This window comes from Streptomyces sp. NPDC046805, assembly GCF_040645355.1.
GTDB lineage: Bacteria > Actinomycetota > Actinomycetes > Streptomycetales > Streptomycetaceae > Streptomyces.
On record NZ_JBEYYC010000025.1, the window covers coordinates 39,458 to 62,554 of the forward strand.

Here is a 23,097-nt window from a genome sequence, read left to right on the forward strand (position 1 = left end):
TGCCGTGTCGGCCGTGTCGCGTCCGGGTTTCCCTCAGCTGGGGTGATGCGGCTGCCCGGACGACCCGGGCAGCCGCGCCTCACATGCGGGAGACGTTCCGCTCGTACACCAGCCGCAGCCCGATCAGCGTCAGCCACGGCTCGTGCTCGTCGATGACCGACGCCTCGCCCAGCACCATCGGCGCCAGGCCGCCCGTGGCGATGACGGTCACGTCGTCCGGGTCGTCGGCCAGCTCCCGGGCCATCCGGCTCACGACGCCGTCGACCTGCCCTGCGAACCCGTACACGATGCCCGCCTGCATCGCCTCGACCGTGTTCTTGCCGATCACGCTCCGCGGCCGGGCCACCTCGATCTTCCGCAGCTGGGCGCCCTTGACGCCCAGCGCGTCGACCGAGATCTCGATGCCGGGCGCGATGACCCCGCCGACGTACTCCCCGCGCGCGGACACCGCGTCGAACGTCGTCGCCGTACCGAAGTCCACGACGATCGCCGGCCCCCCGTACAGCTCGACGGCCGCGACCGCGTTGATGATGCGGTCCGCGCCGACCTCCTTGGGGTTGTCCGTCAGGATCGGCACGCCCGTCTTCACGCCGGGCTCCACCAGCACGGCGGGCATGTCGCCGTAGTAGCGCCGCGTCACCTCGCGCAGCTCGTGCAGCACCGACGGCACGGTCGCGCAGATCGCGACCCCGTCGATGCCCTCGCCGAGTTCGTCCCCGAGCAGCGGGTGCATGCGCATGAGGCCCTGCAGCAGCACCGCCAGCTCGTCCGCCGTGCGGCGCGCGTCGGTGGAGATGCGCCAGTGCTCGACGATGGTGTCGCCGTCGAACAGGCCGAGGACCGTGTGCGTGTTGCCTACGTCGATCGTGAGGAGCATGGCCGTTACTCCGCCTCGCGCAGGTCCAGGCCGATGTCCAGGATCGGCGAGGAATGGGTCAGGGCTCCGACGGCCAGGAAGTCCACGCCGGTGTCCGCGTACGCGCGCGCGTTGTCCAGCGTCAGCCGGCCGGAGGCCTCCAGCAGCGCCCGCCCGTGGACGATCGCCACCGCCTCCTCGCACTCGCCGGGTGTGAAGTTGTCCAGCAGGATCAGGTCGGCGCCCGCGTCCACGGCCTCGCGCAGCTGGTGCAGGGTGTCGACCTCGACCTCGACCGGCACGCCCGGGAAGGCCTCCCGTACGGCCTTGAAGGCCTGCTCCACGCCGCCCGCGGCGACCACGTGGTTGTCCTTCACCAGGGCCGCGTCCGAGAGCGACATGCGGTGGTTGACGCCCCCGCCGCAGCGCACCGCGTACTTCTCCAGCGACCTCAGGCCCGGCGTCGTCTTGCGGGTGTCGCGCACCTTCGCGCGCGTGCCCTCCAGTACGTCCGCCCACGCGCGCGTGGTCGTCGCGATGCCGGACAGGCGGCACAGGATGTTGAGCGCGCTGCGTTCGGCGGTCAGGAGGTCGCGCGTCCGCGTGGTGACCGACAGGAGCTTCTGCCCGGCCTCCACCCGGTCGCCGTCCTCCACGTGCCGCTCGACCTCGAACTCGTCGGTGCAGACCACGGAGAGCACGGCCTCGGCGACGCGCAGGCCCGCCACGACGCCCGCCTCGCGCGCGGTGAAGTCGGCGGTGGCCACGGCGTCCTCGGCGATGGTCGCGACGGTGGTCACGTCCACGCCGTGGGCGAGGTCCTCCTGGACGGCGACGTTCGCGACGTCCTCGACCTCCACGGGGTCGAGTCCGGCGCCGGACAGCAGCTCGGCGAGCGCGGGATCGAGCCCGCACTCCAGGTACGCCTCGTCGCCCTCGGCGCCGCAGCCGCAGCCGTCGCCGCAGCCGCCGGCGGGGGTGAGGGGAAGGTCGGGGGTGCTCACTTCTGTCACTGCTCCTGGGGACGGTGCTGCCGGGTAGGGGGGAAGTCGGCGGTGTCGGTCGCGTGCACGGCCGGCGTCCGGTCCGGATTCAGCCGTACGACGATGTGGCGCCGCCAGTTGGCGTCGTCGCGGCCCGGCCGGTCCTCGCGCCAGTGGCAGCCGCGGGTCTCCTCGCGCTGCCGGGCGGCGGCGACCAGGACGCGGGCCACGCACAGGAGGTTGGTGGCCTCCCAGGTGTCGACGCCGGGCTCGGCGGTCTTGCCGTTCTCGTCGAGGGACTCGCGTGCCTCGGTGTGCAGCCGCCGGAGCCGGTCGGCGGCCTTGTCGAGGGACTCGGCCGAGCGCAGCACGCCCGCGCCCTCGGTCATGATCCGCTGGATCGCGAAGCGGGCCTCGGGGCCGAGCAGGGGGTGCGCGGCCGGCTCGGGGTGGGCGGCCGGGGCGGGCACGCGCGCGTGGAGGCGGTCGTCCGCCTTGAGCGCGGCGATGTCGGCGGCGATGCGCTCGGCGTAGACCAGGCCCTCCAGCAGGGAGTTGGAGGCGAGCCGGTTGGCGCCGTGCACGCCGGTGCAGGCGACCTCGCCGCACGCGTACAGCCCGGGGACGGTCGTACGGCCGTGGGCGTCGGTGCGGACGCCGCCGGAGGCGTAGTGGGCGGCCGGGGCGACCGGGATGGGCTCGGTGACCGGGTCGATGCCGTTGGCGCGGCAGGCGGCCAGGATCGTGGGGAAGCGGCGCTCCCACATCTGGGCGCCGAAGTGACGGGCGTCGAGGAACATGTGCGCGGCGCCCTGCTCCTGCATACGGCGCATGATGCCCTTGGCGACGATGTCCCGGGGCGCGAGCTCGGCGAGTTCGTGCTGTCCGGCCATGAAGCGCACGCCGTCGGCGTCGACCAGGTGGGCGCCCTCGCCGCGCACGGCCTCGGAGACCAGCGGCTGCTGGCCCTCCGCGTCGGCGCCGAGGAACAGCACGGTCGGGTGGAACTGCACGAACTCCAGGTCGGAGACCTCCGCGCCCGCGCGCAGGGCGAGCGCCACACCGTCGCCGGTCGACACCGACGGGTTGGTGGTCGCGGAGAAGACCTGGCCCATGCCGCCGGTCGCGAGGACGACCGCGGGGGCGAGCACGGCGCCCACGCCGTCGTGCTGGCCCTCGCCCATGACGTGCAGGCTCACACCCGCGGTACGGCCCTCGGCGTCCGTCAGCAGGTCCAGCACGAGCGCGTTCTCGACCGTGCGCACGCCCCGCGCGCGTACGGCCTCGACGAGCGCCCGGGAGATCTCCGCACCGGTCGCGTCGCCGCCGGCGTGTGCGATGCGGTCGCGGTGGTGGCCGCCCTCACGGGTCAGCGCCAGTCCTCCTCCGGAGGACTCGTCGAAGTGCGCGCCGGTGTCGATGAGGCGCCTGACCGCGTCGGGGCCCTCGGTGACGAGGATCCGTACGGCCTCCTCGTCGCACAGGTCCGCGCCCGCCACCAGGGTGTCGTCCAGGTGCTGCTGCGGGCTGTCACCGTCGCCCAGGGCCGCCGCGATGCCGCCCTGCGCCCAGCGGGTGGAGCCGTCGTCGAGGCGGGCCTTGGTGACGACGACCGTCTTCAGGCCCGCGGCCTCGCAGCGCAGGGCCGCGGTCAGGCCGGCGACGCCGGAGCCGACGACCACCACGTCCGCGGAGACGGACCACCCGGGGGCGGGCGCGTACAGCCGTATGCCTGTGCCGGTCACGAGGCGGCTCCGAAGGATCCGAAGGTGAGGGGGATGTTGTCGATCAGCCGGGTCGAGCCGACCCGGGCGGCGACGGCGAGGACGGCGTCCCCGGTGAAACCGTCCTCGATCTCGGTGAAGTCGGACGGGTCGACCAGCGCGAGGTAGTCCAGTTCGAGCGGCGGATCGAAGCGGACCGCCTCGTCCAGGACGAGACGGGCGGCGGCGCGGACGGCGGCCGGGCCACCGGGCGCGGCCTTGGCCACGGCGTGCGCGTCGGCCGCGGCGCGGGACTCGCCTATGGCGCTGAGCGCCTCGGCACGCGCGCGCGTGGCGGGCACTTCGCGGGCCCGCGCGCGCAGCGCCTCCTGCGCGGCGTGCCGGTCGCGGCCCGCGAACAGGGCCCGCGACAGGGAGAGGGCGGTGCTGCGCTCGTCGGGCGAGAGGTAGCGGTTGCGGCTGGACAGGGCCAGGCCGTCCTCCTCCCGCACGGTCGGTACGCCGACGATGTCGACGCCGAAGTTCAGGTCCCGCACCATGCGCCGGATCAGCGCGAGCTGCTGGGCGTCCTTCTGGCCGTACAGGGCGACGTCGGGGCGGGCGAGGTGCAGCAGCTTGGCGACGACGGTGAGCACACCGTCGAAGTGCCCGGGCCGCGAGGAGCCCTCCAGACGCTCGCCCATGGGGCCCGCGGAGACCTGCACCTGGGGCCGGCCGCCGGGATAGACCTCGTCCGCGGAGGGGGCGAACACGACGTCCGCGCCCGCCTGTTCGGCGATCTTGAGGTCGGCCTCCAGGGTGCGCGGGTAGCGGTCGAGGTCCTCTCCCGCGCCGAACTGCAGCGGGTTGACGAAGACGGTGACGACGACCTCGCCGTCGGGCCCGGCGATCGCGCGCGCGGCGCGGATCAGCGTGGCGTGGCCCTCGTGCAGGGCACCCATGGTCATCACGACGGCCCGGCGCCCGTGCCGCACGCGCGCGTGCAGCTCTTCGGCGGTGCTCAGCAGGGTGGTGGTCATCGGGCGTTCCCCTCGGGGCCGTTCGTATCGTTGGTTTCGTCGCGCCCGTCGGCGAGCACCCCGAGGAGGTCCTCGGCGAGTTCCGGCTTCAGCAGCCCGTGGGCGAGGGCCCGGTCGGCGGTCGCGCGGGCCATCGCCACATAGCCCGCGAGGGTCTGCGGGGCGTGCTTGCGCAGCTCGGTGACGTGCGCGGCGACGGTGCCCGCGTCCCCGCGCGCGACGGGCCCGGTCAGCGCCGCGTCGCCGGAGCGCAGGGCGTTGTCCAGGGCGGCGCCGAGCAGCGGGCCGAGCATCCGGTCGGGGGCCTCGACACCGGCCGTGCGCAGCAGCTCCATGGACTGGGCGACCAGGGTCACCAGATGGTTGGAGCCGAGGGCGAGGGCCGCGTGGTAGAGCGGGCGGTTCTCCTCGGCGATCCACTCGGGCTCGCCGCCCATCTCGATGACGAGCGCCTCGGCGGCCAGCCGCAGCTCCTCGGGGGCGGTCACGCCGAAGGAGCAGCCGGCGAGCCGCTCGACGTCCACCGGGGTGCCGGTGAAGGTCATCGCGGGGTGCAGGGCCAGCGGCAGCGCGCCCGCGCGCAGGGCGGGGTCCAGGACCTTCGCGCCGTACCGCCCGGAGGTGTGGGCGAGGAGCTGTCCGGGCCGTACGGCGCCGGTCTCGGCGAGCCCCTGCACGAGGCCGGGCAGGGCGTCGTCCGGGACGGTGAGCAGGACCAGCTCGGCGCGCTGGAGGACCTCGGCGGGCGGGACGAGCGGCACGTCGGGCAGCATCAGCTCGGCGCGCCGTCTGGAGGCGTCGGAGACCCCGGAGACGGCGACCGGGCGGTGTCCGGCGAGTTGGAGGGCCGCGGCCAGGGCGGGGCCCACGCGACCGGCGCCGACGACGCCTACGCTGAGCCGCGCGGGGCGGTCCTTGAGGTCTGGCTGTTGGTCTGTACTCACTCGACGGTGGCCTTCCCGTTCCAGTCCGCTCGGGGTACCGGACGATTTCTCGTCATGTTAACGCGATCGGGTCTGGGGCCGACCGGTTGTCCACAGGCTGTGGGTTTCCGTGCGCCGTGACCGACAGGCAGGGTGCGCGGCGCCGCGCGGAAAACCGGCTGACCGCGCGCAGGGGGCACGGCATCATCCCCCGCATGAGCGATACGGCGGTACACGAGGACGAGCGGTCGGCGCGGGAGCGGATGCGGGAGCGCCGGGCGGCGGCCCAGCGGGCGGCGCGGCGCGTGCTCTCGCGCGCGGGCTGGCGCGGCACCCTCCGCGAACGGCTCACGCTGCTCATGGAGGCGGCGCCCGAGGTGTACGACCTGGACGAGCCCTCGGACGTCTACGGCAACCGGGTCGTGGCGTCCCTGGAGGAGCGGGTCGCCGGGCTGCTGGGCACGGAGGCCGCCGCGTTCTTCCCGACGGGCACGATGGCCCAGCAGGTCGCCCTGCGCTGCTGGGCGGCCCGCACCGGCAACCCCACGGTCGCCCTGCACGCCCTCGCCCACCCCGAGGTGCACGAGCGGAACGCGTTCAGCGAGGTCAGCGGCCTGCGCCCGGTCCGCGTGACGAGTGAGCCGCGGCTGCCCACGGCCGACGAGATACACGACTTCGAGGAGCCCTTCGGAGCGCTGATGCTGGAACTGCCCCTCAGGGACGCCGGCTTCGTGCTGCCCACCTGGGAGGAGCTGACGCGGACCGTCGAGGCGGCACGCGAGCGCGACGCGGTGGTGCACTTCGACGGGGCGCGCCTGTGGGAGTCCACCGAGCACTTCGGCCGCCCCCTGGACGAGATCGCGGCCCTGGCGGACAGCGTCTACGTCTCGTTCTACAAGTCCCTCGACGGCTTCTCCGGCGCCGCGCTCGCCGGCCCGAAGACCCTCGTGGACGAGGCGAAGACCTGGCGGCACCGGTACGGCGGCATGGCCTTCCAGCAGTTCCCCGCCGCGCTGTCGGCGCTCGTCGGACTGGAGCGGGAACTGCCCCGCCTGCCCGAGTACGTGCGCCACGCGCGCGTGGTCGCCGCCGCGCTGCGCGAGGGGTTCGCCGCGGCCGGTGTGCCGTGGGCACGCGTCCACCCCGAACAACCGCACACGCACGAGTTCCAGGTCTGGCTGCCGTACGACCCGGACGTCGTCGCGGAGGCGGCGGTGCGCCAGGCCGAGGAGACGGGGATGCTGCTCTTCGCCAACGAGTGGGACGCCCGGGGGCCGGGCCTGGCCGTCACCGAGGTCACCGTCCGCTCCCCCGGCCTGGAGTGGACCGCCGACGACGTACGGGCGGCGGTCGCGGACTTCGTGGCCCGGCTGACCGGGGCGGGCGACGCGGAGGTCAGCCGGTAGCGCTCCGCTGCGGGCGCGGCACCGGCGAACCGGCCGACGCACACGGCGCGTCGGCCCACCTGTCCGCGGTGGCCCGCCCGGGCAGCGACGTCATCGAGGGCGTGCTGCACTGACGGGGCGGGGGCGGGACGAGGCGTCGGCCGACGTCAGTCGAACCGGATGTGCCCGGCGGCTACCTTCGCCTGCCGCAGGCGCGTGCGCAGCGCGCCCTCGCGGTTGGGCCGCAGCGTCAGCCCCGCCAGAACGGCGATGCGATCCGCCGTCTTCGGGACGGTCGACTGGTCCGTCCACAGATGCTCGGCGAACTCCGGCTCGCTCAGCCGCTCCAGACAGCGGTCGAGCTGCTGGAGCGCCCAGGTCTCCCTGCGCAGACCGGCGTTCCTGCCGACGACGTACTGCAGGAGGTGCCCGAGCCCGCGCTCACGCAGCCGCCCGACGACCGTCTCACGCTCGGCGAGGAGGGTGAAGTGCCGGACGTCATGGCCGAGTTCGCGCAACCGGCCGACCGTCTCCTCGAAATGGCCGGAGTGGGTGACGGTCATGGGCGCGATCACCACGCCGTCGTGCTTGGCCACGGCCAGGTCGAGAACCTCGACGACACCCTGCCGCCATGCCGTCAAGTCCTGGAAGTCGCCGCGCAGTTCGGGCGGGAGCATGCGGCGCAGGCCGAAGCCGGGATGCTCGGGGTCGCAGATCACGCTGCCCGGCAGGCGACGCCGTATCTCGTGTGCGGTCTGTGTCTTGCCGCCCCCGAAGGGGCCGTTGATCCACAGGAGCATGCGCAGACCCTACCGGCGTCCCGCGCGCGGGTCAGCCCGTTCAGCCGTGACCGCCGGCCCGCACCAGACCCGTCTCGTACGCCAGGACCACCACCTGCACCCGGTCCCGCAGTCCGAGCTTGGTCAGGATGCGGCCCACGTGGGTCTTCACCGTCGCCTCGGACAGCACCAGCCGGGCGGCGATCTCGCCGTTGGACAGACCCTGCGCGACCAGCACCATGACCTCGCGCTCGCGGTCGGTGAGCCGCGCCAGCTCCCGGTGGCGGGGCTCCTTGCCGGCGGTCGGCAGCATCGGCGCGAAGCGGTCGAGAAGGCGGCGGGTCGTGGACGGCGCGACGACGGCGTCGCCGCTGTGCACGGCGCGGATGGCGGCCAGCAGTTCGCCGGGCGGCACGTCCTTGAGCATGAACCCGGAAGCGCCCGCCTTCAGCCCGGAGAACGCGTACTCGTCCAGGTCGAAGGTCGTCAGGATCAGCACCTTCGGCGGGTCGGGCTCCGCGCAGACGCGGCGGGTGGTCTCCACCCCGTCCAGCTTCGGCATGCGCACGTCCATCAGGACGACGTCGACGGCGGTGGAGCGCAGCGCCTGGAGGGCCTCGACGCCGTCGCCCGCCTCGGCGACGACCTCCATGTCCGGCTGGGCGGCGAGCACCATCCGGAAGCCGGTGCGCAGCAGCACCTGATCGTCGACGAGCATCACGCGGATCGGCATCGGGTCCTCTTCCTTCACAGGGCATGGGGAGCGTGCGGCGGCCGTGGGGAACGCCGGCGTCAGTGCGCCGGCTTGAGCGGGAGCAGGGCGCTGATGCGGAAGCCTCCACCCGGGCGGGGGCCCGCGTCGAGGGTGCCGCCGACCATGCCGACGCGCTCGCGCATGCCGATCAGGCCGTGGCCCCGGCCGTCGGCGCCACCGTCCTCGTACAGCTCGTGCGGGGCCCCCTTGCCGTCGTCCTCCACGAGCAGCCCGAGGCCGTCGTCGAAGTAGACCAGGCGCACGCTCGCCCCGGTGTTGGGGCCCCCGTGCTTGCGGGTGTTGGTCAGCGCCTCCTGCACGATGCGGTACGCGGTCAGCTCCACGCCGCTGGGCAGCGGGCGCGGCGTGCCCTCGACCTTGAAGTCGACGGGCAGACCGGCGCTGCGGCACTGCTGGACGAGGTCGTCGATCTGCTCGACGTCGGGCTGGGGGACGTACTCGCCGCTCTCCCGGTGCTCGCCGGTGCGCAGCACGCCCAGCAGGCGGCGCATCTCGGCGAGGGCCTGACGGCCGGTGGAGGAGATCGTCTCCAGGGCGTTCCTGGCCTGGTCGGGCGCGGAGTCGAGGACGTAGGCGGCGCCGTCGGCCTGCACCACCATCACCGACACGTTGTGGGCGACCACGTCGTGCAGCTCGCGCGCGATCCGGGCGCGCTCGGCCGCGACCGCGACCTTGGCCTGCGCCTCGCGCTCCTTCTCCAGCCGGGCGGCCCGCTCCTCCAGCTGCGCGAAGTAGGCGCGGCGGGTGCGCATGGAGTCGCCGAGCACCCAGGCGAGCGCGAACGGCACCGTCTGGAACACCGTTATCCCGACCCTGCCCAGGAGACTCGCGTGCTCGGCCGGCCAGCGGAGCTGCGCCAGCGTGGCCGCGGCGAGACCGGCGGTCAGGGCGAACCGGGAGGCCCAGCGCGCGCCGGTGGCGGCGACCGTGAAGCTGATCACCAGCAGGGCGAAGTCGGCGACGGTCGGCTCGACGTCCAGGACCGTCTGCGCGAGGCCGGCCGCGGCGGCCAGCATCAGCATCGGTTCCGGCAGCCGGCGACGCAGCGCGACCACGACGCACAGCACGGCGCTCACGGCCAGCGCCGCCGCGAGCGATCCGTGGTGACCCGGCGCCCGCGCGAGGTGCACCACACTCACGCAGGACATCCCGAGCAGGACGACGGCCCACGAGGCGTCCACCCATGTCGGGTGCCTGCGGAGGAAGTCATAGAGGCGCTGCACCCAACCCAGAGTAGGGAAACGTGATGTGGGCAGGGGTCAACCGGAGGGCCGATCCCGGCCCGGCGCGCGTACTCCGCAAGGTGGAGGCCGTCCTCGCCCGTGTGCCTAGGCTGTCCCGGTGAGGGACGACGAGACGGTGGGCGGTACGGCGGCGGACGCGGGGGACGCGGCGGACGAGAAGCAGGACGGTACGGCGGGCGGTCCGGCGCACGCATGGCGTGGCTGGCGGGCGGCCACGGAGGCGGCCCTGTACGGTCCCGGCGGCTTCTACCGGCGCCTCGAGGGCCCGGCCGGTCACTTCCGTACGTCCGTCCACGCGTCGCCGCTCTTCGCCGGCGCCGTGGCCCGGCTGCTGTGCCGGGTCGACGAGGCGCTGGGGCGGCCCGGCACGCTCGACTTCGTCGACATGGGGGCCGGACGGGGCGAGCTGGTCACCGGTGTGCTCGCCGCGCTGCCCGCCGAAGTGGCCGCCCGCGCGCGTGGGTACGCCGTCGAGCTCGCCGACCGTCCGGCGGGCCTGGACGACCGCATCACCTGGCTGAGCGAGCCCCCCGAGAACGTCACCGGGTTGCTGTTCGCCAACGAGTGGCTGGACAACGTACCGGTGGAGGTCGCCGAGGTGGACGCCGAGGGCGTGGCGCGCCTGGTGCTCGTACGCGAGGACGGGACCGAGCGGCTCGGGAAGCCCGCCGGCGGGGCGGAGGCGCAGTGGCTCGCGCGGTGGTGGCCGCTGCCCGCCGAGGAGGGGCTGCGCGCCGAGATCGGCCTGCCGCGGGACACCGCGTGGGCGTCCGCCGTCTCCCGGCTCGAGCGGGGCATGGCGGTGGCCGTCGACTACGCGCACACGGCGGACGCGCGCCCGCCCTTCGGGACGTTGACCGGCTTCCGGGAGGGGCGCGAGACGGCGCCCGTGCCGGACGGGTCGTGCGACATCACGGCGCACGTCGCGCTGGACGCCTGCGCACTCCCCGGCGCACGCCGCCTCACGCAACGCGAGGCGCTCCGCGCCCTGGGCATCACGGCCGCACGCCCGCCGCTCGCCCTGGCCTCCACGGACCCCTCGGCGTACGTACGCGCCCTCGCGCGCGCCGGCGAGGCAGCCGAACTCACCGCGCCGGGCGGCCTCGGGGACTTCGGCTGGCTGCTCCAGCCGGCGGGCATCGCGGACGTACCCCTCTAGAGAGCCCAACACGCTTGTAGAGAGCGCTGGTTGCCCTAGTTGTCAGAGCGCTGATTGCCCTACTTGTCGATGTCCCCGACCACGAAGAACATCGACCCGAGGATCGCCACCATGTCGGCCACCAGCGTGCCCGGCAGCAGCTCGGTCAGGGCCTGGATGTTGTTGTACGAGGCCGAGCGCAGCTTCAGCCGGTACGGCGTCTTCTCGCCCTTGCTGACCAGGTAGTAGCCGTTGATGCCGAGCGGGTTCTCGGTCCACGCGTAGGTGTGGCCCTCGGGCGCCTTCAGGACCTTCGGGAGCCGCTGGTTGATCGGCCCGGGCGGCAGCTCGGCGAGCCGGTCGAGGCAGGCGTCGGCGAGCTCGAGGGAGTTGTGGGTCTGCTCCAGGAGGCACTCGAAGCGGGCGAGGCAGTCGCCCTCCTGCCTTGTCACGACCCGCAGGGTGTCCTGCAGCTCGCCGTACGCCAGATACGGCTCGTCGCGCCGCAGGTCGAAGTCGACGCCCGAGCCGCGCGCGAGGGGACCGCTCACGCCGTAGGCGTGCACGATCTCCGGCGCGAGCAGCCCCACGCCCCGCGTACGCCCCCGGAAGATCTCGTTGCCGAGGACCAGGTCGTCGAACACGTCCATGCGGGACCGTACGGCGGCGACGGCGGCGCGCGCGCGTGAGGCCCATCCGGCGGGCAGGTCCTCCTTGAGGCCGCCGACGCGGTTGAACATGTAGTGCATGCGCCCGCCGGAGACCTCCTCCATGACGTTCTGGAGGACCTCACGCTCCCGGAACGCGTAGAACACCGGGGTGATGCCGCCCAGCTCCAGCGGATAGGACCCCAGGAACATCAGGTGGTTCAGCACCCGGTTCAGCTCGGCGAGCAGCGTGCGCGTCCACACCGCGCGCTGCGGGACCTCCATGCCGAGCATCCGCTCCACGCCGAGGACGACGCCCAGCTCGTTGGAGAAGGCCGACAGCCAGTCGTGACGGTTGGCGAGCATGATGATCTGGCGGTAGTCACGCGCCTCGAAGAGCTTCTCCGCACCGCGGTGCATGTAGCCGATCACCGGCTCGGCGTGCACGATGCGCTCACCGTCCAGCACGAGCCGCAGCCGCAGCACGCCGTGCGTGGACGGGTGCTGGGGGCCGATGTTGAGCACCATGTCGGTGCTCTCCGCGGCGCCGCCGATCCCGACCGTGGTCTCCGTCGTAGGCGTCATGCACACAGTCTCCCCTACGTTCGCCGACCGCAGGGAAAGAGGGAGCCCGGGGATGGGGCGGAGGGAGGCGGGCCGCCCTGCCGGTGGCCGGCGTGAGCAGCCCGTCCGCCCGCCTCAGGAGGCCGCGCTGCGCAGCCCCTGCAGGTCGATCGATTCCGTCTCGTCGTGGGCCGTCAGATCGATGACCTGCCCGGCGTCGCCCGGCTCCGCGTCGGCGGGCTTGTACGCGGTCTCGGACTCGGCCTTGTGCAGGGCGAGTGCCTCCTGGCCGACCACGTCGGCGAGGTCTTCGTTGTGTACGGCGTCCAGAGCGCCCGACGAGTCGTCGCCCTTGTGCGTACCGAAGAAGTCGAAGCCGCCCCCGGCCGCCGGACGCCGCACGGGAGCGGCCGGCGCGACGGCCACCGCGGTCGGCACCGTGAAGTGCCCCGCGGGCTGCTGCGCGGGCTGGGCCGACGGCGCGGACGGTGCCTGCGCGGTCGTCGTGCCGGCGGCCGCGTGCTCGTGCCCGTCGGCCGCCTCGTGCTGCCCCTCGGCTTCGTCCTCCTGCGCGGGCTCCTTCTGCGCGGAGAGCTCCTCCGCGGGCTCCTTCTGCGCGGGCTCCTCGGCGCGTGCCGTCTTCGCGCCGCTCGCCCCGGCTTCGGCGACCGCTTCCGTCACGCCGTCCCCTTTGGGGACGGACCTGTCCGCGGACGACGCCGTGGACGACGCCTCGTGCCCCTCGTCGGAGTCGCCCTCGTCGGATTCCCCTTCGCCGAAGTCGCCCTCGCCGAACCGGGACAGCGCCACCTTGGCCCGCAGGAACAGCTGGGACCCGTCGGGGGAGAACACCGCCGGAGCAGCCGACTCCTCGTCGGTGGGGGTGGGTTCGGCGGTGTCGGCCGAAGCCGAGGCCGCCACCGCGGCAGACTCCGCCTCCGCCTCCGCATCGGCATCCGGCGTCGTGGTCGACCCGGGCGGCAGCGCGCGCGACGGCGTGACCGCCTCCAGTTCGAGCAGCCGGCGTCCTTCCAGGGCGCTGGCGCGCTCGGTCTCCGCCGTGGCGTACCGCCGCAGCAGGGCGGCGTGTTCGTTGCGCAGGCCCGTCAGCTCCGTGCGCTTCGCACGCAGCCGCTGTTCGAGCTTGAGGCGCAGGTCGCGCGACTCGTCGAGGTCGGCCTCCAGCTCGGCGATCCGCTCCTCGTGACGCCACTCGTCGCTGGCACGCGCGCGCGTGAGGTCGGCGACCTGCTTGCCCGCCTGAGTGTCCCAGCGACGCATGACGACCGCACCGACGACCGCCGTCGCCGCGGCGGCCGCGGCGAGGGACCGGAGCACCATCGTTTCGGAGAAAACCCAGGGACTCAGCGCGCAGACCAGGGAGAGGCCTGCTATCGCGGAAGGCGGCAACAACCTGTGCAGTGGGGGGGAATGGCGATGACGTCCACGTGGCATGGCCAGAAACTTACCGCGCGTAGGCGAATCGCGGTGCCCCGCCCCGTAAAAACAAGACGTTACTGATGAGTTCACATGCCGTCAGGAACGGCATGCCCGCTCAACCGGCCGCCGAATTCCACAAGATCGTTTCAGCGGTCGGTGAGACGGCCGCTCAACCACTGCAACGCCCCGGGGATCTCGCGCCGCCAGGTGTTGAAGTTGTGCCCACCGCTCTGAAGGATGATCGACGAGATCAGGGTGCGGTTCGTGGCCCGCACACGGCTGATGAATTGCAGTGTGTCCTTGTAGTTGGATTCACCGATCCTGCTGCTGCTGACGAGCAGTGAGGTCTGCGGCGCGGGTTCGTGCTTGAGCAGCCACCACAGGTCGGAACGGTTCCGCAGCGCAGTGGAGCCACGGAAGAGATCACCGGTCGTGGGGTCGGTCGGCGCCTTGTAGTAGGCGGACAGACCCGCGGCCGCCGCGTACACACCGGGGTGGCGCATGGCGAGCTTCAGCGCGCAGTAACCGCCCGTGGAATCGCCGATGATCCCCAAGCTGCCGGGATTTCTGCCCACTCGGTAGTGGGCGAGTACGGCTTGGGGCAGATCCTTGGCGAAGAACGTCTCGGTCCGCGGGCCGCCGGGGATGTCCACGCATTCCGTGTCGCGCGGCGGCGCCACGGTCGGCCGCATCATCACGAGGATCATCGGCTGCATGCGCCCGTCCTTGGCGAGTTTCCGTGCCGTACTCGGGTACTGCAGTTTGTCCACCAGCGCCTGCGCGGTGCCGGGATAACCGGTGAGGACGACGGCAGCGGGGAACGTACGCGTGCGGTACTGGGGCTGGAAATACTCCGGCGGCAGGTACACGTACGCCGACGTGGCGATGCGGGTCGTACGACCGACGATGTCCACCTTCTGGACCTGCCCCGCCGTCTGCGGCCGCTGCCCGTTCGCGCCGCCCTGCACGCGCGTGACGGCGAGCACCTGGAGCGGACCGCCGCTGCCGCCGTGGACGCCGTGGTCGACGACGACACCCTGGTCCGTCTCCTTGCCGAACAGGTCGGCCCAGCTGGAGTAGAAGCCGAAGGCCTGGTTGGCGGCGACGCCCAGGGAGGCGATCAGCGCGAGCTGGGTCGCCAGAAGCAGGCCGACGCGTCCGCCGACGGCCCCCCAGCCCGTGCGGGCCAGGCGCGGCCACAGCCACACCGTGGCGATGAACAGCAGGATGGCGAACACGATCGCCAGCACCAGCACTTTGTTGCTCGTGAGACCCATGGGCTGCTTCCTACCTGCGCTTTCCCGCCCGCGACCGCCCACGCTTTCGTAGCGCGGACTTGCCCCGGGCTTTCCCTGCCCTTTGAACCGGCTTTCCGGTGGGGAGTGAACCTCTCTCCCCTAGACACCGTCCTAGAGGGCGCAATGTCGCCGGATGCCCGAATCGGCACCGGGTTCAAGGTCTCTCGCACAACTACGGGATGCGATGTCTGCCAGGATAGATGGGGAAATGTCGGGCCGGGTTCCGCGCCGGCCGAGTGCGGCACGCCGACTGCTGCGCGGGCCGTCCCCCGAAGTGGTCCCCCTCCTGGCCGGCCGGGCGTGCGCCCTCGTCGGTCTCCTGGACATCGCCGCGGGCGTCTTCCCGCGCTTCCGTCACAGCCGTATGCACGCCCTCGCCGAGGTGCTGCCCGGCGCGCTCGGTCCGTTCGCCGCGGCGCTCTCCCTCAGCACCGGCGTGCTGTTGCTGCTGCTCGCGCACGGGCTCAAGCGGCGCAAGCGCCAGGCGTGGCGCGCCGCGGTCGCCCTGCTGCCGGCCGGTGCCGTGGCGCAGTTCGGGTACCGGCACTCCCTCGCCGGCGTCCTCGTCTCGCTGGCGCTGCTGCTGCCCCTGCTGCGCCACCGCGGCGAGTTCGCGGCCCTGCCCGACCCGCGCAGCCGGTGGCGCGCGCTCGCCAACTTCGTCCTCATGGGCGCCGGTTCGCTCGCCCTCGGGCTGATCGTCGTCAGCGTTCACCCGCAGCGGACGATCGGCGACCCGAGCCTGGCCGACCGCCTCGCCCACGTCCTGTACGGCCTGTTCGGCTTCGAAGGCCCGGTGAGCTACCGGGGCGACACCTCCTGGACGGTCGCCTTCTCCCTCGGCGCGCTCGGCCTGCTCACCGCCGTCACCACCGTCTATTTGGCCTTCCGCCCCGAGCACCCGGCCGCCCGGCTCACCGAGGAGGACGAGGCGCGGCTGCGCGACCTGCTGGAGAAGCACGGCGCCCGCGACTCCCTCGGCCACTTCGCCCTGCGGCGCGACAAGGCGGTCGTGTTCTCGCCCAGCGGCAAGGCGGCGGTGACGTACCGGGTCGTCTCCGGCGTGATGCTCGCCAGCGGTGATCCGATCGGCGACGTCGAGGCCTGGCCGGGCGCCATCGAGCGCTTCATGGACGAGGCCAAGGCCCACTCCTGGACCCCCGCCGTCATGGGCTGCTCGGAGACGGGCGGCGAGGTGTGGACCCGTGAGACCGGCCTGGACGCCCTCGAACTGGGCGACGAGGCGGTCGTCGACGTCGCGGATTTCTCGCTCGCCGGACGCGCGATGCGCAACGTGCGCCAGATGGTCAGGCGCATCGAGCGGGCCGGCTACGAGACCCGGGTACGGCGCATCCGTGACCTCGGCGAGGCTGAACTGGAGCGCATACGGCGCGCCGCGGACGACTGGCGCGGCACCGACACCGAGCGCGGCTTCTCGATGGCCCTCGGCCGCATCGGCGACCCGTTCGACGGCGACTGCCTGGTCGCCACCGCGCACCGGACGGACGACCGGCCCGATCCGCACGGCGAGCCGTACGGCGATCTGAAGGCGATCCTGCACTTCGTGCCCTGGGGCACCGACGGCGTCTCCCTGGACCTGATGCGGCGCGACCGCTCGGCCGACCCCGGCATGAACGAACTGCTGATCGTCGCCGCGCTCGAGGCGGCCCCGAACCTCGGCATCACCCGGATCTCGCTCAACTTCGCGATGTTCCGCTCGGCGCTCGCGCGCGGCGAGAAGCTCGGCGCGGGGCCAGTGCTGCGCGCCTGGCGCGGACTGCTGGTGTTCCTGTCCCGCTGGTTCCAGATCGAGTCGCTGTACAAGTTCAACGCCAAGTTCCGACCGCGCTGGGAGCCGCGCTTCGTCGTCTACCGCGCCTCGGCCGACCTCCCTCGCATCGGCTTCGCCGCCATGCAGGCAGAGGGCTTCGTCAACCTCGCCCTCCCCCTCCCCCGCTTCCTGCGCCGCCGCCTCTCCACCGGCCGCCCGTGCGCCCACGTGCCGACAGAAGGGCACGTACGCGCGACGGAGGGCTCCGTACCGGAGACGGAGGGTGACACGCGGGAGTCGGAACAGGGCATACGGGCGGCGTGACCCGGCCGGCGGGCGGCACGCTTCGGACGCCTGGACCGCAGCCCCCCGCCCGGCCCGCGCGCTCTCGCGCCCCGGCCCGGGGCCTACGCTGAACTTATGAGCAACAAGAGCGGGCGCGGCCGAGTGGCGGGCCTTCCGGCATGGGATCGCTGTGCGGTCATGGGCGTCGTGAACGTGACCCCCGACTCCTTCTCCGACGGCGGCCGCTGGTTCGACACGACAGCCGCCTGCAAGCACGGCCTCGATCTGGTCGCCGAGGGCGCGGACCTGATCGACGTGGGCGGTGAGTCGACCCGCCCCGGCGCCACCCGTGTCGACGAGGCCGAGGAACTGCGCCGCGTCATCCCCGTCGTCCGCGGCCTCGCGGCCGAGGGCGTCACCGTCTCCGTGGACACCATGCGCGCCTCGGTCGCCGAGCAGTCCCTCGCCGCCGGCGCCGCCCTCGTCAACGACGTCAGCGGCGGCCTCGCCGACCCGGCGATGATCCCCGTGGTCGCGGCCGCCGGCGCCCCCTTCGTCGTCATGCACTGGCGCGGCTTCCTCGAGGGCGGCAACGTCCCGGGCCGGTACGACGACGTCGTCGGCGAGGTCCTCGACGAGCTGCACGCGCGCGTGGAGGCCATCCTGGAGGGCGGCATCGCCCCCGACCGCATCATCGTCGACCCCGGCCTCGGCTTCTCCAAGGAGGCCGAACACGACCTGGCCCTGCTCGCCCACCTCGACCGCCTGCACGCCCTGGGGCACCCGCTGCTCGTCGCGGCGTCCCGCAAGCGGTTCCTCGGCCGGGTCCTGGCCGGGCCCGAGGGAGCGCCCCCGCCGGCCCGGGAGCGCGACGCCGCCACGGCCGCCGTCTCCGCGCTCGCGGCGCACGCCGGAGCGTGGGCGGTACGCGTCCATGAGGTGCGCGCCACGGCGGACGCCGTACGGGTCGCACGGGCGGTGGAGGAGGCGCGCGCGGCGCAGCCTGGCGCACCGGGCGCGCACGCCCCCGAAGGAGCCCGGTGACCGCCCCGCACACCGATGTCGAACAGGTCGAGCTCGCCAACCGGGCCTTCTACGAGGCGATGGAGCAGGGCGACTTCGAAGAGCTGTCCTCGCTCTGGCTCACCCCGTCCGACCTGGGCGTCGACGAGGAGTACCACGACCCGGCCGACGCCGGCGTGGTCTCGTGCGTGCACCCGGGCTGGCCGGTGCTCACCGGCCGCGGCGAGGTCCTCCGGTCGTACGCGCTGATCATGGCGAACACCGACTACATCCAGTTCTTCCTCACCGATGTGCATGTCTCCGTCACCGGCGACACCGCCCTGGTGACCTGCACCGAGAACATCCTCAGCGGCGGCCCGGCCCCCGAGCGCGGCCAGGAGCTCGGCCCCCTCGTCGGCCAGCTCGTCGTCGCCACGAACGTGTTCCGCCGCACCCCCGTCGGCTGGAAGATGTGGTCGCACCACGCGTCCCCCGTTCTGGCCGAAAACGGTGAGGACGAGGACAACGACACACCTGCCTGAGTGGGTAGACGGCCCGCAGGGACCAAGAAGTGGTTGGAATCACGAACACCCGGGTAAGTGCGGCTACCGACCCATGAGCCGCCGGGTTCGCCAGGGGAAACGAGCGATGAACCCTCCTGGCCCCGGGCCGGACCCACGCCCCCGGGGCCCGGTCCTGTCAGTGCCCGCAGGTAGATTCGTGTATGGCAGACGTGCCGTACGCAGGCGGTACGAATCGGCCGTCAACGACGATTGCAGGAGTGATTTCGCGTGGATCGTGTCGCGCTGCGCGGCCTGAAGGCTCGCGGGCACCACGGTGTGTTCCCCAAGGAACGCGAGGAAGGCCAGACCTTCATCGTGGATCTGGTCCTCGGCCTGGACACCCGAGCGGCCGCGGCCGACGACGACCTGACGAAGACCGTGCACTACGGCATCGTGGCCGAGGAGGTCGTGGCCGTCGTCGAGGGCGAGCCGGTGAACCTCATCGAGACCCTCGCCGAGCGCATCGCACAGACCTGCCTGAAGCACGAAGGCGTCCAGGAGATCGAGGTCTGCGTCCACAAGCCGGACGCCCCGATCACGGTCCCCTTCGACGACGTGACCGTCACCATCACCCGGAGCCGAGTATGACTGCCTCGTTCACCGAGGGTCACAGCGACCCGACCGTACAGCCGGTGCCCGCCTCCGTCGTCGAGAAGGTCGACGCCGCCGATACGACGCTGCAGAACCCCAAACGGGCCGTCGTCTCCCTCGGCTCCAACCTCGGCAACCGCCTGGAGACCCTCCAGGGCGCCATCGACGCCCTGGAGGACACCCCGGGCGTGCGCATCAAGGCCGTCTCCCCGGTGTACGAGACGGAGCCGTGGGGCGTCGAGCCCGGCAGCCAGCCGTCGTACTACAACGCGGTCGTGGTCCTGAAGACCACGCTCCCCCCGTCCTCCCTCCTGGAGCGGGCGCACGCGGTCGAGGAGGCCTTCCACCGCGTACGGGACGAGCACTGGGGCCCGCGCACCCTCGACGTCGACATCGTCGCGTACGCCGACGTCGTCTCCGAGGACCCGCACCTCACCCTCCCCCACCCGCGCGCCCACGAGCGCGCCTTCGTGCTGGCCCCCTGGTACGACGTGGACCCGCAGGCGCTGCTGCCCGGCCGGGGTTCGGTGTCGGATCTGCTCGGCGTCGTCACCCGCGCCGGTGTGGCGGCCCGCATGGACCTGGAACTCCGGCTGCCCGAGTAGTCGTTAAGGTCGACACGACCACTGCGAGACGACAACAGGACGGACGGGCCCACGGACGTGGGCCCTTCACCACGCCCGGTCCGGGGGAGCTGAAGGAACACCGTGAAAGAGCTGCGCATCAGGCTGCTGGTCGGCGTGTTCGTCATGGCGGGGGTGCTGTCCTGGGCGGCCGCCCGCCTGTGGAACGCGGTGGGGTCGCTCCCCAGCGTGCCCCTGGCCGCCCCCATCGTGCTCGCCCTGATCGCCGTGGTCCTGTTCTCCACGGCGCTCTCGCTGCGCGCCCGGCTGAAGGCCCAACGCGAGCGTCGGCCCGACGCCAAGGGGGTCGACCCGATGATGGCCGCCCGCGCGGTCGTCTTCGGCCAGGCCAGCGCCCTGGTCGCCGCCCTCGTCTCCGGCATGTACGCCGGGGCGACGGTCTTCCTCCTGGAGCTCCTCGACCTCCCGGCCCGCCGGGACCAGGCCTTCTACGCCGGGTTCTCGGTCGTGTCCGGCATCGCCGTCATAGCGGCCGCCCTCTTCCTGGAGCGGGTGTGCCGACTCCCCGAGGACGACGACAAGGACCACCCGGGGGCGGAACCGGCGGCGTGATCCAGCGCCCCCGCTCGCCCGCCCCCGACGGTCATCGGGTGATCAGCGCGCCAGTATCAGGCTCATCGCCTCGGAGCGGGTCGTAGCGTCCCGCAGCTGGCCGCGCACCGCCGACGTGGTGGTCTTGGCGCCGGGCTTGCGGATGCCGCGCACCGACATGCACATGTGCTCGGCCTCGACGACGACGATCGCGCCCCGGGCGTCCAGGATCTCCATGAGGGAGTCCGCGATCTGGGTGGTGAGCCGTTCCTGCACCTGCGGACGGCGGGCGAAGACGTCCACCAGGCGTGCCAGCTTCGACAGGCCCGTGATCTTGCCGGTCTCGGCCGGGATGTAGCCGACGTGCGCCACGCCGTGGAACGGCAGGAGGTGGTGCTCACAGAGGCTGACGATCTCGATGTCCTTCACCAGGACCATCTCGTCGTGCCCCAGGTCGAACGTCGTCGTCAGGACGTCCTCGGGTTCCTGCCGAAGCCCCGCCAGAAGCTCCCGGTACGCCCGTGCCACCCGCGCCGGCGTCTCCCGCAGACCCTCGCGCTCCGGGTCCTCCCCGACTGCGATCAGGAGTTCGCGTACGGCGTTCTCGGCTCGCTTCTCGTCGAACTCGCCGATGATTCCTTCGCCGTCCAGCGTCACCGGGTCGGTCATGTGGTGCCTCGTTCCGTGTTCCGGGGTCTCTCACGTGCGGGTATGCGGAAATGCCGCGCCCCCCAGGCTAGAACCTGGGGGGCGCGGCATACATTCCGAGCCGGGTATCAGCACCCGGGCCGGCGGGGTCAGCTCTCGGTGCGGTCCTCGGGGGACTTCTCCGTCAGCGGAGTGGCCTCCGTCGCTGTGGACTTCACCGTGCTGATCGCGGGCGTGACGCCGTTCGCACCGTTGGTCAGTGCCAGCTCCTTCGGGGAGAGCACCGGCGGGCGGGTCGACGGCGTACGGCGCGAGGAGCCGGTCCACGCAGGCCGCGGCGGGCGCTTGACGATCGGGGCGAAGATCTCGGCGATCTCCTCCTTGCCGAGCGTCTCCTTCTCCAGGAGGGCCAGAACGAGGTTGTCGAGGACGTCGCGGTTCTCGACCAGGATCTCCCAGGCCTCGTTGTGCGCGTTCTCGATGAGCTTCTTGACTTCCTCGTCCACCAGAGCGGCGACCTCTTCCGAGTAGTCGCGCTGGTGAGCCATCTCACGTCCGAGGAACGGCTCGGTGTTGTCGCCACCGAACTTGATCGCACCCAGGCGCTCGGTCATGCCGTACTGGGTGACCATCGCGCGGGCCGTGGTGGTGGCCTTCTCGATGTCGTTCGCGGCGCCCGTGGTCGGGTCGTGGAAGACCAGCTCCTCGGCCGCGCGGCCGCCCAGCATGTAGGCCAGCTGGTCCAGCATCTCGTTGCGGGTCGTGGAGTACTTGTCCTCGTCCGGCAGCACCATCGTGTAACCGAGGGCGCGGCCGCGGGACAGAATCGTGATCTTGTGGACCGGGTCGGAGTTCGGGGAGGCCGCCGCGACCAGGGCGTGACCGCCCTCGTGGTACGCGGTGATCTTCTTCTCCTTGTCCGACATGATCCGGGTCCGCTTCTGCGGGCCCGCGACCACACGGTCGATCGCCTCGTCCAGCATCTGGTTGTCGACCAGCTTCTTGTCGCTGCGGGCCGTGAGCAGCGCCGCCTCGTTCAGCACGTTCGACAGGTCGGCACCGGTGAAGCCCGGCGTGCGGCGGGCGACCGCGGCCAGGTCGACGTCCGGGGCGACCGGCTTGCCCTTCTGGTGGACCTTGAGGATCTCCAGACGGCCCTGCATGTCCGGGCGGTCGACCGCGATCTGGCGGTCGAAGCGGCCGGGGCGCAGCAGCGCCGGGTCGAGGATGTCGGGACGGTTGGTCGCGGCGATGAGGATCACACCGCCCTTGACGTCGAAGCCGTCCATCTCGACGAGCAGCTGGTTCAGCGTCTGCTCGCGCTCGTCGTGACCACCGCCGAGGCCGGCGCCGCGGTGGCGGCCGACCGCGTCGATCTCGTCGACGAAGACGATCGCCGGGGCGTTCGCCTTGGCCTGCTCGAACAGGTCACGGACCCGGGAGGCACCGACACCGACGAACATCTCGACGAAGTCGGAACCGGAGATCGAGTAGAAGGGGACCCCCGCCTCGCCGGCGACAGCGCGCGCGAGCAGGGTCTTACCGGTGCCGGGCGGGCCGTAGAGCAGCACACCCTTGGGGATCTTGGCACCGACGGCCTGGAACTTGGCCGGCTCCTGCAGGAACTCCTTGATCTCGTGGAGCTCCTCGACGGCCTCGTCGGCACCCGCGACGTCCGAGAAGGTCGTCTTGGGGGTGTCCTTGGTGATGAGCTTGGCCTTGGACTTGCCGAAGTTCATGACCCGGGAGCCGCCGCCCTGCATCTGATTCATCAGGAACAGGAAGACGACCACGATGAGGACGAAGGGCAGCAGGGAGAGCAGAACGCCGACGAACGGGTTCTGCTTGGACGGCGAGACGGTGTAGCCGTCCGGGATCTGCTTGTCCTGGTACTTGTTCTGGAGCGTGCCGGCGATGGTCACGCCCTGGTCGCCGATGTAGCTCGCCTGGATCTTCGAGCTGCCGTCGACCTTCACACCGTTCTTGAGCGTGACCTTGACGGTCTGCTCGTCACCGGTGGTCAGCTTCGCCGACTCCACCTTGTTGTCGTTGATCGCGGCAATGACCTGGCCGGTGTCCACCGTCTTGTAGCCGCCGGACGAGCCGACGACCTGCATCAACACGACCACGGCAAGGACGGCCAGCACGATCCACATGACCGGCCCACGGAAGTATCGCTTCACGTCCATCCATACGGAGCGGTGTCGCCCCGTCCCTCCTGCCATAGTGAGTTTGATAAGACAGTTCTTCTGACGGTACCCCAGCATCGTGGCGCGAAGCGGCACGG

At 72.3% G+C, this 23,097-nt stretch carries 21 protein-coding genes; 8 read left to right on the forward strand and 13 right to left on the reverse strand.

Annotation, left to right across the window (positions count from 1 at the left end; genetic code table 11):
* Window positions 1–79: 79 nt before the first annotated feature.
* Genes ABZ910_RS25045 through ABZ910_RS25065 form a run of 5 tightly spaced genes read right to left on the reverse strand, consistent with a single transcriptional unit; the run spans window position 80 to window position 5,526 of the window.
* The gene (locus ABZ910_RS25045) at window positions 80–877 is read right to left on the reverse strand and encodes a type III pantothenate kinase (protein ID WP_361369012.1); all 798 of its coding nucleotides are present in this window, start codon (window positions 875–877) and stop codon (window positions 80–82) included.
* A gap of 5 nt (window positions 878–882) precedes the next feature.
* Window positions 883–1,860 (reverse strand): carboxylating nicotinate-nucleotide diphosphorylase, encoded by a 978-nt coding sequence (nadC, locus tag ABZ910_RS25050; RefSeq protein ID WP_361369014.1) that lies wholly within the window; start codon window positions 1,858–1,860, stop codon window positions 883–885.
* Window positions 1,861–1,865: 5 nt separating this feature from the next.
* Window positions 1,866–3,584, reverse strand: a complete 1,719-nt coding sequence (locus ABZ910_RS25055) for an L-aspartate oxidase (protein WP_361369016.1) — start codon at window positions 3,582–3,584, stop codon at window positions 1,866–1,868.
* A complete protein-coding gene (gene panC, locus ABZ910_RS25060) occupies window positions 3,581–4,582 on the reverse strand; it encodes a pantoate--beta-alanine ligase (protein WP_361369018.1) in 1,002 nt (333 codons plus the stop codon). The genes ABZ910_RS25055 and panC overlap by 4 nt, the downstream gene beginning before the upstream one ends.
* Window positions 4,579–5,526 carry a DUF2520 domain-containing protein gene (locus tag ABZ910_RS25065; RefSeq protein WP_361369020.1) on the reverse strand — a complete coding sequence of 316 codons (948 nt, stop codon included), beginning with the start codon at window positions 5,524–5,526 and terminating at the stop codon, window positions 4,579–4,581. Before ABZ910_RS25065 ends, panC begins: the two co-directional genes overlap by 4 nt.
* A 194-nt stretch (window positions 5,527–5,720) precedes the next feature.
* Between ABZ910_RS25065 and ABZ910_RS25070 the strand changes: the two genes are divergently transcribed.
* Window positions 5,721–6,911, forward strand: coding sequence for a beta-eliminating lyase-related protein (locus ABZ910_RS25070; RefSeq protein ID WP_361369022.1), 1,191 nt, complete (start codon window positions 5,721–5,723; stop codon window positions 6,909–6,911).
* 146 nt (window positions 6,912–7,057) lie between these two features.
* Here the strand turns inward: ABZ910_RS25070 and ABZ910_RS25075 are convergent, their stop codons facing one another.
* Genes ABZ910_RS25075 through ABZ910_RS25085 form a run of 3 tightly spaced genes read right to left on the reverse strand, consistent with a single transcriptional unit; the run spans window position 7,058 to window position 9,667 of the window.
* Window positions 7,058–7,690: an AAA family ATPase gene (locus tag ABZ910_RS25075; protein WP_361369024.1), complete on the reverse strand. Its 633-nt coding sequence runs from the start codon at window positions 7,688–7,690 to the stop codon at window positions 7,058–7,060.
* 40 nt (window positions 7,691–7,730) lie between these two features.
* A complete protein-coding gene (locus ABZ910_RS25080; protein WP_361369025.1) occupies window positions 7,731–8,402 on the reverse strand; it encodes a response regulator transcription factor in 672 nt (223 codons plus the stop codon).
* A 59-nt stretch (window positions 8,403–8,461) separates the two neighbouring features.
* Entirely contained in the window at window positions 8,462–9,667 is a 1,206-nt protein-coding gene (locus ABZ910_RS25085; protein ID WP_361369027.1) for a sensor histidine kinase, read from the reverse strand.
* A 247-nt stretch (window positions 9,668–9,914) separates the two neighbouring features.
* Here ABZ910_RS25085 and ABZ910_RS25090 point away from each other — a divergent pair, with 247 nt between their 5' ends.
* Complete coding sequence (locus ABZ910_RS25090; RefSeq protein ID WP_361369154.1) at window positions 9,915–10,847, forward strand: SAM-dependent methyltransferase; 933 nt, start codon at window positions 9,915–9,917, stop codon at window positions 10,845–10,847.
* Between the two features lie 59 nt (window positions 10,848–10,906).
* Here ABZ910_RS25090 and ABZ910_RS25095 read toward each other — a convergent pair whose 3' ends face one another.
* The 3 genes from ABZ910_RS25095 to ABZ910_RS25105 form a co-directional block, all read right to left on the reverse strand.
* Window positions 10,907–12,058, reverse strand: a complete 1,152-nt coding sequence (locus tag ABZ910_RS25095) for an NADH-quinone oxidoreductase subunit D (protein WP_361369029.1) — start codon at window positions 12,056–12,058, stop codon at window positions 10,907–10,909.
* Window positions 12,059–12,172: 114 nt separating this feature from the next.
* Complete coding sequence (locus tag ABZ910_RS25100) at window positions 12,173–13,492, reverse strand: hypothetical protein (RefSeq protein ID WP_361369031.1); 1,320 nt, start codon at window positions 13,490–13,492, stop codon at window positions 12,173–12,175.
* Window positions 13,493–13,623: 131 nt separating this feature from the next.
* Complete coding sequence (locus ABZ910_RS25105; protein WP_361369033.1) at window positions 13,624–14,754, reverse strand: alpha/beta hydrolase-fold protein; 1,131 nt, start codon at window positions 14,752–14,754, stop codon at window positions 13,624–13,626.
* A 229-nt stretch (window positions 14,755–14,983) separates the two neighbouring features.
* Between ABZ910_RS25105 and ABZ910_RS25110 the strand changes: the two genes are divergently transcribed.
* The 6 genes from ABZ910_RS25110 (at window position 14,984) to ABZ910_RS25135 (ending at window position 20,183) form a co-directional block, all read left to right on the forward strand.
* Window positions 14,984–16,870 carry a phosphatidylglycerol lysyltransferase domain-containing protein gene (locus ABZ910_RS25110; protein ID WP_361369035.1) on the forward strand — a complete coding sequence of 629 codons (1,887 nt, stop codon included), beginning with the start codon at window positions 14,984–14,986 and terminating at the stop codon, window positions 16,868–16,870.
* A gap of 96 nt (window positions 16,871–16,966) precedes the next feature.
* Window positions 16,967–17,875 carry a dihydropteroate synthase gene (folP, locus tag ABZ910_RS25115; RefSeq protein WP_361369037.1) on the forward strand — a complete coding sequence of 303 codons (909 nt, stop codon included), beginning with the start codon at window positions 16,967–16,969 and terminating at the stop codon, window positions 17,873–17,875.
* Window positions 17,872–18,375 (forward strand): nuclear transport factor 2 family protein, encoded by a 504-nt coding sequence (locus tag ABZ910_RS25120; RefSeq protein ID WP_361369039.1) that lies wholly within the window; start codon window positions 17,872–17,874, stop codon window positions 18,373–18,375. Before folP ends, ABZ910_RS25120 begins: the two co-directional genes overlap by 4 nt.
* A gap of 249 nt (window positions 18,376–18,624) precedes the next feature.
* Complete coding sequence (gene folB / locus ABZ910_RS25125; RefSeq protein WP_361369041.1) at window positions 18,625–18,984, forward strand: dihydroneopterin aldolase; 360 nt, start codon at window positions 18,625–18,627, stop codon at window positions 18,982–18,984.
* On the forward strand, window positions 18,981–19,592 hold the full coding sequence (folK, locus tag ABZ910_RS25130; protein WP_361369043.1) for a 2-amino-4-hydroxy-6-hydroxymethyldihydropteridine diphosphokinase: 612 nt from the start codon (window positions 18,981–18,983) through the stop codon (window positions 19,590–19,592). The genes folB and folK overlap by 4 nt, the downstream gene beginning before the upstream one ends.
* Before the next feature lie 102 nt (window positions 19,593–19,694).
* A complete protein-coding gene (locus tag ABZ910_RS25135) occupies window positions 19,695–20,183 on the forward strand; it encodes a DUF3180 domain-containing protein (protein ID WP_361369045.1) in 489 nt (162 codons plus the stop codon).
* Window positions 20,184–20,225: 42 nt separating this feature from the next.
* Here the strand turns inward: ABZ910_RS25135 and folE are convergent, their stop codons facing one another.
* Together folE and ftsH are read right to left on the reverse strand one after the other, a co-directional pair.
* Entirely contained in the window at window positions 20,226–20,831 is a 606-nt protein-coding gene (folE, locus tag ABZ910_RS25140; RefSeq protein WP_361369046.1) for a GTP cyclohydrolase I FolE, read from the reverse strand.
* 128 nt (window positions 20,832–20,959) lie between these two features.
* Entirely contained in the window at window positions 20,960–22,999 is a 2,040-nt protein-coding gene (gene ftsH / locus ABZ910_RS25145) for an ATP-dependent zinc metalloprotease FtsH (protein ID WP_361369048.1), read from the reverse strand.
* Between the last annotated feature and the right edge of the window lie 98 nt (window positions 23,000–23,097).

What these genes read in the sequence shown, in the direction of transcription:
- folP (WP_361369037.1), top strand. Translation starts at nt 16,967, where the DNA reads ATGAGCAACAAGAGCGGGCGCGGCCGAGTGGCGGGCCTTCCGGCATGG.
- folK (WP_361369043.1), top strand. Translation starts at nt 18,981, where the DNA reads ATGACTGCCTCGTTCACCGAGGGTCACAGCGACCCGACCGTACAGCCG.
- ABZ910_RS25110 (WP_361369035.1), top strand. Translation starts at nt 14,984, where the DNA reads ATGTCGGGCCGGGTTCCGCGCCGGCCGAGTGCGGCACGCCGACTGCTG.
- ABZ910_RS25105 (WP_361369033.1), bottom strand. Translation starts at nt 14,754, where the DNA reads ATGGGTCTCACGAGCAACAAAGTGCTGGTGCTGGCGATCGTGTTCGCC.
- folE (WP_361369046.1), bottom strand. Translation starts at nt 20,831, where the DNA reads ATGACCGACCCGGTGACGCTGGACGGCGAAGGAATCATCGGCGAGTTC.
- ABZ910_RS25045 (WP_361369012.1), bottom strand. Translation starts at nt 877, where the DNA reads ATGCTCCTCACGATCGACGTAGGCAACACGCACACGGTCCTCGGCCTG.
- ABZ910_RS25100 (WP_361369031.1), bottom strand. Translation starts at nt 13,492, where the DNA reads ATGCCACGTGGACGTCATCGCCATTCCCCCCCACTGCACAGGTTGTTG.
- panC (WP_361369018.1), bottom strand. Translation starts at nt 4,582, where the DNA reads ATGACCACCACCCTGCTGAGCACCGCCGAAGAGCTGCACGCGCGCGTG.
- ABZ910_RS25095 (WP_361369029.1), bottom strand. Translation starts at nt 12,058, where the DNA reads ATGACGCCTACGACGGAGACCACGGTCGGGATCGGCGGCGCCGCGGAG.
- ftsH (WP_361369048.1), bottom strand. Translation starts at nt 22,999, where the DNA reads ATGGACGTGAAGCGATACTTCCGTGGGCCGGTCATGTGGATCGTGCTG.
- ABZ910_RS25070 (WP_361369022.1), top strand. Translation starts at nt 5,721, where the DNA reads ATGAGCGATACGGCGGTACACGAGGACGAGCGGTCGGCGCGGGAGCGG.
- ABZ910_RS25080 (WP_361369025.1), bottom strand. Translation starts at nt 8,402, where the DNA reads ATGCCGATCCGCGTGATGCTCGTCGACGATCAGGTGCTGCTGCGCACC.
- ABZ910_RS25075 (WP_361369024.1), bottom strand. Translation starts at nt 7,690, where the DNA reads ATGCTCCTGTGGATCAACGGCCCCTTCGGGGGCGGCAAGACACAGACC.